The organism is Variovorax sp. WS11, assembly GCF_010499245.1.
Taxonomy (GTDB): Bacteria; Pseudomonadota; Gammaproteobacteria; order Burkholderiales; family Burkholderiaceae_C; genus Variovorax.
Window position 1 is genome coordinate 609,468 of record NZ_JAAGOW010000004.1, and the last position, 12,013, is coordinate 621,480.

At 63.9% G+C, this 12,013-nt stretch carries 13 protein-coding genes; 5 read left to right on the forward strand and 8 right to left on the reverse strand.

The window, feature by feature from the left end:
- The first annotated feature begins 12 nt into the window (after positions 1-12).
- Entirely contained in the window at positions 13-1,032 is a 1,020-nt protein-coding gene (locus GXN78_RS32305; RefSeq protein WP_146162966.1) for an esterase, read from the forward strand.
- Here the strand turns inward: GXN78_RS32305 and GXN78_RS32310 are convergent.
- The 8 genes from GXN78_RS32310 to GXN78_RS32345 form a co-directional block, all read right to left on the reverse strand.
- On the reverse strand, positions 995-2,149 hold the full coding sequence (locus GXN78_RS32310; RefSeq protein WP_106554456.1) for an ABC transporter substrate-binding protein: 1,155 nt from the start codon (positions 2,147-2,149) through the stop codon (positions 995-997). The two genes, GXN78_RS32305 and GXN78_RS32310, sit on opposite strands and share 38 nt — an antisense overlap.
- A 40-nt stretch (positions 2,150-2,189) precedes the next feature.
- Complete coding sequence (locus GXN78_RS32315) at positions 2,190-2,897, reverse strand: ABC transporter ATP-binding protein (RefSeq protein WP_106554455.1); 708 nt, start codon at positions 2,895-2,897, stop codon at positions 2,190-2,192.
- 2 nt (positions 2,898-2,899) lie between these two features.
- Entirely contained in the window at positions 2,900-3,655 is a 756-nt protein-coding gene (locus GXN78_RS32320) for an ABC transporter ATP-binding protein (protein ID WP_239142977.1), read from the reverse strand.
- Complete coding sequence (locus tag GXN78_RS32325; protein ID WP_106554453.1) at positions 3,652-4,554, reverse strand: branched-chain amino acid ABC transporter permease; 903 nt, start codon at positions 4,552-4,554, stop codon at positions 3,652-3,654. Before GXN78_RS32325 ends, GXN78_RS32320 begins: the two co-directional genes overlap by 4 nt.
- The gene (locus GXN78_RS32330; RefSeq protein WP_106554452.1) at positions 4,551-5,441 is read right to left on the reverse strand and encodes a branched-chain amino acid ABC transporter permease; all 891 of its coding nucleotides are present in this window, start codon (positions 5,439-5,441) and stop codon (positions 4,551-4,553) included. The genes GXN78_RS32325 and GXN78_RS32330 overlap by 4 nt, the downstream gene beginning before the upstream one ends.
- A gap of 13 nt (positions 5,442-5,454) precedes the next feature.
- Positions 5,455-6,465 (reverse strand): aldo/keto reductase, encoded by a 1,011-nt coding sequence (locus GXN78_RS32335; protein ID WP_106554451.1) that lies wholly within the window; start codon positions 6,463-6,465, stop codon positions 5,455-5,457.
- Between the two features lie 423 nt (positions 6,466-6,888).
- A complete protein-coding gene (locus GXN78_RS32340; RefSeq protein WP_106554450.1) occupies positions 6,889-8,148 on the reverse strand; it encodes a carboxymuconolactone decarboxylase family protein in 1,260 nt (419 codons plus the stop codon).
- A 213-nt stretch (positions 8,149-8,361) separates the two neighbouring features.
- A complete protein-coding gene (locus GXN78_RS32345; protein ID WP_106554449.1) occupies positions 8,362-9,099 on the reverse strand; it encodes an SDR family oxidoreductase in 738 nt (245 codons plus the stop codon).
- 295 nt (positions 9,100-9,394) lie between these two features.
- Between GXN78_RS32345 and wrbA the strand changes: the two genes are divergently transcribed.
- Genes wrbA through GXN78_RS32365 form a run of 4 tightly spaced genes read left to right on the forward strand, consistent with a single transcriptional unit; the run spans position 9,395 to position 11,942 of the window.
- Positions 9,395-9,994 carry an NAD(P)H:quinone oxidoreductase gene (gene wrbA / locus GXN78_RS32350; protein ID WP_106554448.1) on the forward strand — a complete coding sequence of 200 codons (600 nt, stop codon included), beginning with the start codon at positions 9,395-9,397 and terminating at the stop codon, positions 9,992-9,994.
- 23 nt (positions 9,995-10,017) lie between these two features.
- Positions 10,018-10,458: an ester cyclase gene (locus GXN78_RS32355; protein WP_106554447.1), complete on the forward strand. Its 441-nt coding sequence runs from the start codon at positions 10,018-10,020 to the stop codon at positions 10,456-10,458.
- 45 nt (positions 10,459-10,503) lie between these two features.
- On the forward strand, positions 10,504-11,274 hold the full coding sequence (locus GXN78_RS32360) for an SDR family oxidoreductase (protein ID WP_106554446.1): 771 nt from the start codon (positions 10,504-10,506) through the stop codon (positions 11,272-11,274).
- Positions 11,275-11,300: 26 nt separating this feature from the next.
- The gene (locus GXN78_RS32365) at positions 11,301-11,942 is read left to right on the forward strand and encodes a hypothetical protein (RefSeq protein WP_106554445.1); all 642 of its coding nucleotides are present in this window, start codon (positions 11,301-11,303) and stop codon (positions 11,940-11,942) included.
- Positions 11,943-12,013 lie beyond the last annotated feature (71 nt).

Genomic DNA, 12,013 nt, shown 5'->3' on the forward strand with positions numbered 1-12,013 from the left:
TAGAATTGCTAGGTGTCAGAACAGGTCTTCGCGCTTCGTGCACTCGGCAGCTACCACCTCGGTGGCAACGTTGTCCAACTCGTGGGCAAACCCGGTGTGGAACTGTCCCCAGTGCCCGGCTCGCCTCGAATCGCGCTGGATCCCAACGGTTCGTTCCAGGTGGGGCAGATGTATGTTCAGCACGCAAGGCTGGTGTCCCCACGTTCGCCGTTCCCGCTGCTGCTTTGGCATGGCGGCGGTCTGACCGGCGCATGCTGGGAATCGACACCGGACGCGCGCGCCGGCTGGCAGGCCTTCTTCCTTGCGGCGGGATTGGACGTCCTGGTCTGCGATGCCGTGGAGCGTGGGCGCGCAGGTTGGGCGTGCTTCCCCGACCTCTATCCGGCGGAGCCGTTTTTCATGCCGCAGCATTCCGCATGGACCCTCTACCGCGTTGGTATGCGCGATGGCTTCGTTGAGGATCCGGCGCAGCGACGAGGATTCCCGGGAGGGCTTTTCCCGGTGGCAGCTTTTGACGATTTCACCCGGCAGATCGTGCCTCGCTGGTCGTGCAACGACGCGTTGATACAGGCCGCTTACGATGCGCTGATCGCGCGCGAGGGCCCATGTCTCCTGTTCGCCCACAGTCAGGGCGCGGGCTTCGCGATTCGAGCGGCGCTCAAGGCTCCGGGCATGATCAAGGCGTTGGTGTTGGTCGAGCCAGGCGGAGCGCCCGAGATGGCCGCCGGCGACTTCGACGCGCTGACCGGCTTTCCGATGCTCGCCTTGTGGGGCGACAACGTCGATGCGGTGCCTTTCTGGACCGCGGCCAAACAGATGTCCTTGGCGATCATCACCAATGTCCGGCGCAGGGGCGGCGACGCCACGGCGCTTGATCTTCCGGCAGTGGGCGTTCACGGCAATTCGCACCTGCTCATGATGGATACGAACTCCGACGACATTGCCGCGCGCATTCAGCAGTGGCTGGTGAGCAGGGGATTGCTGATGGCGCCGGTCACCGCACCGCCGGAGGCGCCACCTTGCCGTCCTTGATCTGAAGGACCACGGCGCCGAAGTGCGGGACGCGGTTGGCATCCAGTGAGAATTTGCCGCTGCCGATGATGACCGGTACATCCTTGGATGCAGCCATGGCGGCACGGACCGATTCGCGGGTCGGGTTGGGGCCGGCGTTCTTCACCGCGTGCGCAGCGATCGTCATCATCGAGTAGCCGACGGCGGCCCAAGCGTCAGGCAGGCTGTTGTACCTGGCGCTGTACTTCTTCACGAAATCCCTTGCCGCTGCGCTGTCCGAGAACGGCGAGAACTCGGCAATGAGGTAGGTGCCCTCCACCGCCTTGCCGCCGATGGCCGTGTACTTGTCACTGGCCATGTTTTGGTTGCCCACCAGCACTGTTTGACGCGCCATACCCGCTTGCCTGGCTTGCACGACGAGGTTGGCACCGAGTTCGGGCGGCGTGGAAACATACAGGCAATCGGCTCCAGAATCCACAATCTTGGTGGCAAGAGCGGCGAAGTTGCTGTCCGATGACAGGATGGTGTCCTCTCCCACGATTCGGGTGCCGGCGGCGGTGACCCCCTCCTTGAAAACCTTGGAGTACACGAGGTAGGCCTCGTTGTCCCGGATCGACACGAGATAGCAGGATTTTGGCCTGACGACCTTGCCGATATAGTCGCCCAAGGGGCGGACGAAGTCGTCGGCGTTTTCCGAAATCTTGAAGGCCCACTCGCCCGCTGCCAGGATCGCGGGGTTCGTGCCGGTCGTGAAGAGCGGGACTTTCAACGACACGGCGGCCGGCGCGGCGGCCAGGGCTTCGGATGAAGAAACAGGACCGATGAAGACCAGCGTGCTCTTGTCCTGAGCGATCTTGTTGAGCAGCGTGATCGCCTCCTGCTTGTCGGACCTGTTGTCTTCATAAGTCACTTTGAGCGTGTCAGCGCCGAAGAGCTTTTCTGCTCTCAGGTCTTCCTCCGCGATCTTCATCGCGTTGGTTGCGGGCACGGCGACGAAAGCAGACGGCCCGGTGGTTCCCATGACCACCGAGATCTTGTGCTCGGCAGCGAGGGCGACGCCCGGCGACAGTGCTGCGCTCGCAGCGAGGGCGAGCGCTGCGATGCCGGTGAAGGGGTTGTTGGTGTCGATACGGGTCATGTCTACTCCTGGTACTGGTTGACGGACGCGATGGTCCTGCTCAGTTCACACTGCCGAGGTAGTGGGCAGTCATCGTGGAGTCCGCCGCCAGAGCGGCGCTGGGACCTTCGAGCACGATGGCCCCCTGGTCGAGTACATAGGCGCGGTCGGTCAGCTCCAGTGCTTTTCGGGCGTTCTGTTCCACCAGCAGCACAGTGAGACCCTGCTGATTGATCCTCTTGAGGGCGACGAAGACCTGTCCGATAACGAGCGGCGCCAGGCCCAGACTAGGCTCGTCCAGCAACAGCACGCGCGGCGACCCCATCAGCGCGCGGCCGATGGCCAGCATCTGCTGCTGACCGCCCGACAGGGATCCCGCGAACTGGGCCTTGCGTTCGGCCAGTACCGGGAAGAGTTCATAGACGTCGGCCAACTCGTAGCGGCGTGGCCGTCCCGCAACAGCGGTGGTGCCAACCTCCAGGTTCTCCAGTACTGTGAGGTCGGGGATGATTTGGCGGCCTTCCGGTACTTGGATAAGACCCGCGCGCGAGGTCAGCCAGGGGCTGATGTTGGTGATCTCGGCGCCGTCGAAGCTGATGCTGCCGGACCCCGACTTGACAACGCCGCTGATCGAATTGAGAAGCGTCGACTTGCCCGCGCCATTGGACCCGATAAGCGCCACCATTTCACCCTGGGCTACGTGCAGGCTGACGCCGCGCAGGGCATGGATGCCTCGGTAAGATGTATGCAGATTGGTGATCGTGAGCATCCTCAGTTCCCCAGGTAGGCTTCGATCACGCAAGAGCTGGTCAATACTTCTCGCGGTTCCCCTTCAGCGATGATGCGACCCCGGTCGAGCACGTAGAGGTAGTCGCTGATGCTTGTGATGAAGCGCATGTTGTGTTCGATGACCACCACCGCCACGCCACTGTCGGCGAGGTCGCGAAACAAGGCGCCAAGTTCCTCCGCCTCCACATCGTTCATGCCGGCTACAGGTTCATCAAGGAGCAGCACGCGTGGCTTCGCGGCAAAGGCGCGCATCATCTCCACTCGCCTCTGGTGGCCGTAGGCGAGTGAGCCGGCAGGATGTTGCGCGTAGCGCGACATGCCGAACTCCTCGAGCAGGGAACGCGCGTTGTTTCGGGTTCGCGCGGTCTCGCGCCGTGACGACGGGAGGCCGAGCAGGTCGGCGATGACGGATGATGTCTCCAGTCGCTGGAAGCCGATCATGACGTTGTCCAGCACCGAGGCGTCCGTCTGCAGGCGAATGTTCTGGAACGTGCGGGCGACACCGGCGCGGCCCACAGCGTCGGCCGATGAACGGCTCAGGTCCAGGCCGTCCAGTCGTATGCCGCCGCTGCTGAGCGTAGTCATGCCGGTGATAAGGTTCACCAGCGTGGTCTTGCCCGCGCCGTTCGGGCCGATGATGCCGGTGACACGGCCGCTCGTGGCCCGGAGATTGACGTCTTCCGCGGCGATGACGCCTCCAAAGCGCTTGCTGACTTTTTCGAGTGTGAGCGTGGTCACGTCTTGGGCTCCGCTTGCGTGTTGACCCGCACGGGCGCGGTACTTGTGCATGGTCGGCTCAGCTGGCGCTGGCGCCATAGGTTGAGCAAGGTATCGACAGCCCCTCGCGGCATCCAGGCGATGACCGCGATGAGCAGTGCGCCGTAGATCAGCATCCGATAGTCCGCCAGTGGCCGCGACACTTCAGGCAAAAGTCCCAGGAAGACGGCGCCGAAGATGGGGCCGGCCACCGAACGGCGGCCGCCCAGCACGACATACGACAGAATGGCCACGACCAGGCCGAACCCGAACTGGTTCGGATCCAGCGCGTAGCCATGGAAGGCATCGAGCGCCCCGAACAGTCCGGCGATTGCACCCGAGAGCCCGAAGGCCACCGACTGGTGGAGGGTGACGGACACGCCGAGCGTGGAGGCCACGGCTTCGTTGTCGCGCACCACATTGGCCGCCCTGCCCGAACGACTGGCGTTGAGGCTGGTGATGAGATAGACCACCACGCCGAGCGCAATGAACAGGGTCCAGAAGCCCACGGATTTCGGGATCCCGTTCAACCCATTGGCACCACCCGTGAAGTCGTCCAAGTAGAGGTTGAGCGACAGCACTATTTGTACGAAGGCGAGTGTCGCGATGGCCTGATAAACCCCGCGCAGCCGCGCGAGCGGCAAGGCCAGCAAGAGTCCCAGCAGGCCACCAGCCGTCGCCGCGGTAGCCATGGCGGCAATGGGCGGCCAGCCGAGGCGCATTGTGAGGATCGCCGCTCCGTAGGCGCCGATGGCAGCGAAGCCGGCCGGTGCGACGGAGAAAACGCCTGCGCGCAGCACCACATACTGGCTGAGCGCGTAGCCCGAATACAGCAGCAGGAACTCAAAGAGCGGCTGCCAGGATCGGACGAAATCGATCATCGTGCGCTCCTCATCGTTCCGGCTCCGTCACGCCCGAAGAGACCGGTGGGCCGCACCATCAGGATCACGAACAACGAGGTAAAGATGATGATGTCGCTCAGCTGAGTAGGCAGGTACGCGAAGGAGATTGTCTGAATCACTCCGAAGAGGAGGCCTGCGACCAGCGCGCCGGGAATGCTGCCCAGGCCGCCCAGGATCAGAACGATGAAGCCGCGCAGAAGGAAGGACTCGCCCATCATGAAATGAATGGAGTTGAAGGCAAGGCCCACGAGGACGCCCGCTGCGCCGGCCAGCGACCCGGCAACAAAGAAGGTTTGAAAATAGACCATGTTGGGATTGATGCCCACCAGCGTCGCTGCTCGCTCATTGGCAGCGACAGTTCGGATCTGTCGGCCAGACTGCGTGCGTCGCAAGTACCAGGTGAGCGCGACCACCAGCACGACGGCGCACGCAGTCATCAGCAACTGCAGCGCCGAGACGCGCAGGCCCATGAAGCGGTAGATTTCCACCGGGAAGGTATCGAACGGAAAGCGCATGACGCGCGTCTGCGATATCTGCTGGGCCAGCGTGACAAAGATCAGATTGGCGCCGATGGACGAGATGATCGCTCCGAACTCCTCGTCGCCGGTCCTGCGCAGCGGCCTGAAGCACACGAATTCCACCAAGACTGACAACAGGCCGCCGATCACCGTGGCCGCCACGAAGCCCAGCCACAGGGGCATGCCGGCTTCCACAACGTACAGTGCTGCAAAGGCACCCAGCATGAAGATGCCGCCGTGCGCCAGGTTGAGAATTCTATGAACGCCGAAGACGAGCGTGAGCCCGATGGCGAAGAGGGCGTAGACGCCGCCAACGACGATTCCGTTCAGCAGTTGTTGCGCGAGCATGTCGGCGCTCCCTTCAAAGCCTGGGGCGCCCGCCGATGGTCACCTGCCCGAGCATGGCATGTGGCTCGTAGGCTGCCTCCAGGGCGTGCAGGGTGGTGTCGTCCAGTTTGAGACTCGCCGCGGCAATCGTCTGATCGAACTGGGTCAATGCGTCGGCGCCAATGATGGGCGCTGTGATGTACGGCTTGGACAGAATCCACGCGTAGGCGACCTGTGCCGACGACACACCGTATTGCTCTGCGGCGGCTTCGACCGCGTCGAGCACACGGTAGTCGGCTTCCGAGCCGAAGTAACTCTGCAGTACCTTGTCCGTTGCAGATCGGTTGCCCACGATAGAGCCATCACGCGGCTTGGTCCCGGCCAGGAAACCTCGCGCGATCGGCGACCACGGCACGAGCGCCACGCCCTCATACTGGCAGTACGGGATCATCTCGCGCTCCTCCTCGCGGTAGGCGAGGTTGTAGAAGTTCTGCATGACTTGGAACTGGGCCAAGCCCGCGGCCCTCTGCATCTCGCGCACCTTGGCGAACTGCCACGATGTGGCCGAGCAGGCGCCCAGGTACAGCACCTTTCCCTCGCGCACCAACTGGTCCAGCGCGAGCATCATTTCTTCAAGCTCGGTGTTAGGGTCGAAGCGGTGCGTATAGAGGAGGTCGACGTGATCGAACTTCAGCCTCTTGAGCGATTGGTTGACCGACTCCAGGATTCGTTTGCGCGACAGGCCCGCAAGGTTCGGCCCAGGCCCCATGGGGAGCCCAACCTTGGTGGCGACGACGACTTCATCGCGGCGGAAAAGCGCACGCACGGCATCGCCCAGTATTTCCTCGCTCGCACCGTAGCTGTAGTGGTCCGCCGTGTCGAAAAAGTTGATGCCTGCTTCAGCTGCCTTGCGGAAAAAGGGCATGGAGTCCTCGCGGCCCAGGGCCCACGGGTGGACCTCCCAGCCGGCCGTGCCATAGCTCATGCAACCTAGGCAGAGACGCGATACGGTCAGGCCAGTGCGCCCGAGACGAACGTATTCCATCAATGGTTCTCCTGAATCTTGCAGGCTAGAAGCGTGGCCGGCACCACATCGAGCGCGGCGGGCCGGCTGTTGATGCCGAAAGGAATCTGCATGGGCGGGGCTCGTCGGTTGCAGTTTGTCTCGCGGTTTCGGTGCAATCTCACTGCAAACTATAGCTTGGTATTTCTTGGATGGGAACATAGTTCGCATAGAAGAACTAGGTGTAGTCCCTGATATGGCGCATTCCAGGGCCCTGAAACACCGCCGTGCCACGGCGACGCCGGTCACATTCACGGCTTGCGTCGTGACGATGCTCTGCGCGAAGTCCGCCCCAGGACGCTGGGTGGTCTGGTTGGAAGCACCAGGCCGGATCGGCCGGTACAAGGCCATGCAATGCGGCCCACGAGAGGGCGGTCAGGTGACCGACGCCGGACCGCTGACGGGTTACAGCACGCGTTTCCGGAATTCTTCGCCCGCAATCCGCATCGCGCCTTGCACCGCCGGAAAGCCGAAGTAGGCCGCCATGTTCAGGAGCGTCTCGACGATCTCCTCGCGGCTGGCGCCGACGTTGAGCGCGGCATTGATGTGCACGCGCAAGGGCGTTTCCGTCGTCCTGGTCGCGCGACCTGCCAGCGCGGCGCAGGCCGTCAGCTCGCGCGTCTTGGGGTCGAGCCCGGGACGACTGAAGATGTCGCCATAGGAATGCTCGACGATCATCTGGCCGATCTCGGGCGCCACGTCTTCGAAGCTGCGGACAACGGCTTCGCCGGATCCACCCGAGGTCGCGGCGAGGGCCGCAAGGCCGCGCTGCCTTCTCCGGGCGCCGCTCTCTGAACCGGGCGTCGAACTCCGAACGGCAGAAGCGACAGCGGGCACGTCGTCACGCTTTTGAAACGCTTGCGCGGCGACGCCGAATGCGTTCAGCGCGGCGGGGAAGCCGGCATAGACGCTGACCTGGATCAGCGCTTCGATGATTTCTTCCTTCGTGGCGCCGACCTTGAGGGCGCTCTCGAGATGGAGGCGCAGCGCATCCTCGCGGTTGCCGACCGTCGCCAGCATGCTCGCGATGACGAGATGCTTGGCCTTGCTCTCGAGCTCGCCGCGCGCCAGCACATCGCCGAAGGCGAATTCGATCGACCACTGCGCCAGCTCGGGCGTGATGGCCCCGAACGACGCAAGATAGTCCGAGGGCGGACCTTGCATGAGCTCCCCGAACGCCCTGAGGCCACGCGCGTACCGGCTGCCGCCGGCATCGGCTTGCGGCAATATCGGAGAGAAGGGGATGGACCGATCCGCAAGAATCTGGCGAACGATCCCGATCGTGTTGATCGCCGCCGGAAAACCCAGGATGGCCGTGGCGATGAACATGACTTCCACGAGATCCTGAGCGCTTCCGCCGACGTTCAGCAGCCCTTCCATGTGAAATCGCAGCTGAGGCTGAACCGATCCCTGGGCGATGAGCGAGCCCACGTTGCAGAGCTGTCGAAGCCGTAGATCGAGCCCGGGGCGCGAGAGAACGTCGCCGTAGGGATAGTCGACGGTGAAGCGCGCCATGTCCGGCGACACGCGTGCCAGGCGGCCGATGGGGCCGTCGTACTCGGGCCCGCCGATCTGGCGAAGAATGGCCAGACCCCGCGCGTGGCGCGCTTCTGCATCGTCGGAACGCGGTGCATCGTTGTCCGATGCGGTCTTGTCGTGGGCCATTGGGAATTTCTTTGCGATCAGTTCGTCGTGTACCGTGAGCGAATGTCAGCAATCGATGGGCCCATGAGCTTGCTGCTCGCGGCATGGCAAGCCGTACAGGCGTTCTTCTGTGCCAGCGCCTCGCTCCCGATCGCTGCGCCGGGAAGGGCGAGAAACGCCACGGAGATGGCGGCAGGGTAGAGATGCTTCGTCGGATACATCGCGACTTCACTGTCAATAGGGACTTGCCGTCGGCCGAACGATGATTTCGCTGGTGTCGACGTCGTCGGGCTGGTCGATGGCGAAGGCCGCGGCCCTGGCGATCGCATAGGGCGAGATCGAGATCTGCCTGTAGCCGCGCATGACTTCGCGCGCGCTCGCGTCGGAGATACTTTCGGCGAGCTCGGACTCGGTGACGCCGGGAGACACCACGGTCACGCGGATGTCACCCCCGACCTCCTGGCGAAGCCCCTCCGAGATCGCCCGCACCGCGAACTTGGTCGCGCAGTACACCGCGGCTGTCGGAGACACCGTGTGTGCTCCGATCGAAGCCATGTTGATGAACTGCCCGCTGCCTTGCGCTCGCATCCGGGGCAGGCCCGCGGCGATGCCATGCAGAACCCCGCGGATGTTCACGTCGATCATCTGGTCCCATTCGTTGACCTTGGTCTCTTCCAGGGGCGAGAGCGGCATGACCCCGGCATTGTTCACGATGACATCGACGCGGCCGAACTCGCGCGCGGCGAAATCGACGAACGAAGCGACGTCCTCGCGCTTCGTCACGTCGACTGCGCGAAAGCGGGCCTGTCCGCCTTCGCGGGTGATGGCCGCGGCGATGGATTCCAGCCGCTCGGTTCGGCGGGCGCCCATCACGACGCGCGCGCCGCGCTCGGACAGCAAGCGCGCGGTGGCCTCGCCAATGCCGCTGCTGGCGCCCGTGATGACGACGACTTTTCCTTCGATTCCAGACATAACTGCTCCTAGGGTGGTGGGTTGAATCCTTGCGCTGTTGCAGGGATGAGATGAAGTCTAGGAACGAAGGGCGGGAGGGCGGTATGTCAATCCCCGTGCATCCTTGCCTAAACCTCGCCAGTGCGAGCCACGCCCGCGAAGACCCGTGACAGCGGCCCTGCCGCGCATGAGTTGGTGCGTTCGAAATCCATCGTTTCCGTAGATGGGTTTCATCGAGAAAAAGAGGCTTCCACGAGAGATGAGCAGCTTCTAACCTTGCAGCATGTCATCGATTCCACCAACCCAGGAGATCTCCATGAGCAAGGTTCTTGTCCTCTACTACTCGTCCTACGGCCACATCGAGAAGATGGCCGAAGCCGTCGCCGAGGGCGCACGCAGTGCCGGCGCCCAGGTGGACGTCAAGCGCGTGCCCGAAACCGTGCCGACGGAAATCGCGAAGGCCGCGCACTTCAAGCTGGACCAGGCGGCCTCCGTCGCCAGCGTCGCAGAGTTGGAGAACTACGACGCGATCATCGTCGGCACCGGCACCCGCTTCGGCCGCATGTCCTCGCAGATGGCCGCCTTCCTCGACCAGGCCGGCGGCCTGTGGATGCGCGGTGCGCTCAACGGCAAGGTGGGCGCGGCCTTCAGTTCCTCGGCCACGCAGCACGGCGGCCAGGAGACCACGCTGTTCTCGATCATCACGAACCTGCTGCATTTCGGCATGACCATCGTCGGCCTGCCCTACAGCCATCAAGGCCAGATGAGCGTTGACGAGATCGTGGGCGGTGCGCCCTACGGCGCCACCACCGTCGCGGGAGGCGACGGCTCGCGCCAGCCGACGGAGATCGATCTTGCCGGCGCGCGTCACCAGGGCGAGCTCGTCGCGAAGACCGCAGCCAAGCTGTTCGGCTGATCCCACGCGATGGAGATACGTATATGAGCAACACAAGCGCAGGCGAAGCGGCAAAGGCCGTTGTCCGCCGCAACACCGAAGAGGTCCAGGGCGGCGGCAACTACGCGCTCTTCGACGAGCTCTTTGCCGACGATTTCCTGGACCACACGCCGCAGCCGAACTGCACGCCGGACAAGCAGGGCGCGCTGGGCTTGTACCGGGCCTTGCGTGCGGCATTCCCTGACTTCCACGCGGACATCCATTGGCAGCGCGTCGATGGCGATGTGGTGACCACGTTCAAGACCTACCACGGAACGCACCAGGGCGACTTCCTCGGGGTCGCCCCCACAGGCCGGGAGATCCATTTCGAGACCGTCGACGCCATGCGCGTGCAAAACGGCAAGATCACCGAGCACTGGGGGGTGGCGAATCTGTTCTCGCTCTTGCAGCAGCTGGGCGCCTGGCCGTCCGCAAAGCAGGCGTGACGCGCAGGGACACTGTGAAGAAGTGCCTGACCCAGGACGACAGCCATGAGTGACATCCTCAAGGGCAAGGTGGTGGTGGTCACCGGCGCGGCCAGCGGCATCGGCCGGGCGATCGCGATCGGGGCTGCGCAGCATGGCGCCAAGGCCTTGATCGTCTCGGACATCAGCGAAACGCCGCGCGAAGGCGGTGGTCCGACGACCGCCGAGATCGAGGCGCTCGGTGTCATTGCGCGCTTTCACCCGACCGACGTCAGCAAACACGCCGAGGTCGATGCGCTCATCGCGGCTGCAGCAGAGTTCGGCGGTGTCGACGTGATGGTGTGCAACGCGGGCATCACGCTGCCCTCGGACGGCGCGGACGTGGCCGAAGAGGGCTACCGCCGGCTGATGTCGGTGAACCTGGACGGCGTTCTGTTCGGTGCCCAAGCCGCGGCGCGGCAGATGAAGGCGCGCGGAAAGCCCGGCAGCATCGTGTTGATGGCCAGCATGGGCGGGATCGCAGGTGCGGGCATGACCGTGGCGTATTCGACCAGCAAGGGCGGGGTGGTGCTCATGGCCAAGGCGCTGGCGGACGCGCTCGGCCCCGACGGCATCCGCGTCAACTCGGTGGCCCCCGGAACGATCGATACCCATCTCCTGCGCAGCACGCCTGACATCGCTGCGGCTTCCGAACGCTTTCGCCAACGTACGCCGCTGCGCCGGCTGGGCAAGCCGTCCGAGATCGCGGATGCCGTGGCGTGGCTCGGCTCGGACATGTCGAGCTACGTCACCGGCATCGCCCTTCTCGTCGATGGCGGCTTGCTCTCGGTGATCTGACAACCGTGCCGACCAGGACTACTACGATGAACAGCACTTTCACACTGAACACTGCCGACGCCCTGACACGCATGCACATTCCGCCAACGTTCGATGTGACGGAGTGGCCGAGGCAGGTCGAACGCTTTCTCCAGAAGACGCAGAAGCCCTTGCACAGGGCCATCCTCAAGAACTATTTCAGGCACCTCTTGCTGGAGGTCTCCGGCTACTGGGATCAGATCATCGTTCCGGCGCTGACGATCGACGAGCCCATGTACCGCGTGGGAGACCGTCGAGAGATGCGCGTCCTCTCGGGCAAGGCCGCCGTACAAGGCTTCTACAGAGAGGCCTTCGAGACCCGGCAGAACGTGATGGGTGCGCGAACGATGAACATGGGCGTGGAAGACTATGGCGTCACCACCGAGGCAGTCTGGACGCACGTAGTGCCGGGTGCCTGCCTCAAGGACCACGACATCGACGCGAATCCGGGCGCGCACTACCTCATGAGCCACCATCTGTTCCAGATCTTCACCTATACCAACGACGTCGAGCCGAAGCTGATCGCGGAGCGGATCTACGACGATCCGGAGAGCTACAGCTACGAGAAGCTGGATCCGTCGGATGTCGTGACGCCGGAAATGGCGCGGGAACAGTTGGCACCGTTCCTGGCGCGGGCTACGCTCGACTAGGCCGCTCAGGAGCACCCGGCGGTTGTCGTCGTCTGCGGCAAGCCGTTGGCGATGCGCCCGAGGATGTGGTC

What these genes read in the sequence shown, in the direction of transcription:
- GXN78_RS32310 (WP_106554456.1), bottom strand. Translation starts at nt 2,149, where the DNA reads ATGACCCGTATCGACACCAACAACCCCTTCACCGGCATCGCAGCGCTC.
- GXN78_RS32315 (WP_106554455.1), bottom strand. Translation starts at nt 2,897, where the DNA reads ATGCTCACGATCACCAATCTGCATACATCTTACCGAGGCATCCATGCC.
- GXN78_RS32325 (WP_106554453.1), bottom strand. Translation starts at nt 4,554, where the DNA reads ATGATCGATTTCGTCCGATCCTGGCAGCCGCTCTTTGAGTTCCTGCTG.
- GXN78_RS32330 (WP_106554452.1), bottom strand. Translation starts at nt 5,441, where the DNA reads ATGCTCGCGCAACAACTGCTGAACGGAATCGTCGTTGGCGGCGTCTAC.
- GXN78_RS32335 (WP_106554451.1), bottom strand. Translation starts at nt 6,465, where the DNA reads ATGGAATACGTTCGTCTCGGGCGCACTGGCCTGACCGTATCGCGTCTC.
- GXN78_RS32340 (WP_106554450.1), bottom strand. Translation starts at nt 8,148, where the DNA reads ATGGCCCACGACAAGACCGCATCGGACAACGATGCACCGCGTTCCGAC.
- GXN78_RS32345 (WP_106554449.1), bottom strand. Translation starts at nt 9,099, where the DNA reads ATGTCTGGAATCGAAGGAAAAGTCGTCGTCATCACGGGCGCCAGCAGC.
- wrbA (WP_106554448.1), top strand. Translation starts at nt 9,395, where the DNA reads ATGAGCAAGGTTCTTGTCCTCTACTACTCGTCCTACGGCCACATCGAG.
- GXN78_RS32355 (WP_106554447.1), top strand. Translation starts at nt 10,018, where the DNA reads ATGAGCAACACAAGCGCAGGCGAAGCGGCAAAGGCCGTTGTCCGCCGC.
- GXN78_RS32360 (WP_106554446.1), top strand. Translation starts at nt 10,504, where the DNA reads ATGAGTGACATCCTCAAGGGCAAGGTGGTGGTGGTCACCGGCGCGGCC.
- GXN78_RS32365 (WP_106554445.1), top strand. Translation starts at nt 11,301, where the DNA reads ATGAACAGCACTTTCACACTGAACACTGCCGACGCCCTGACACGCATG.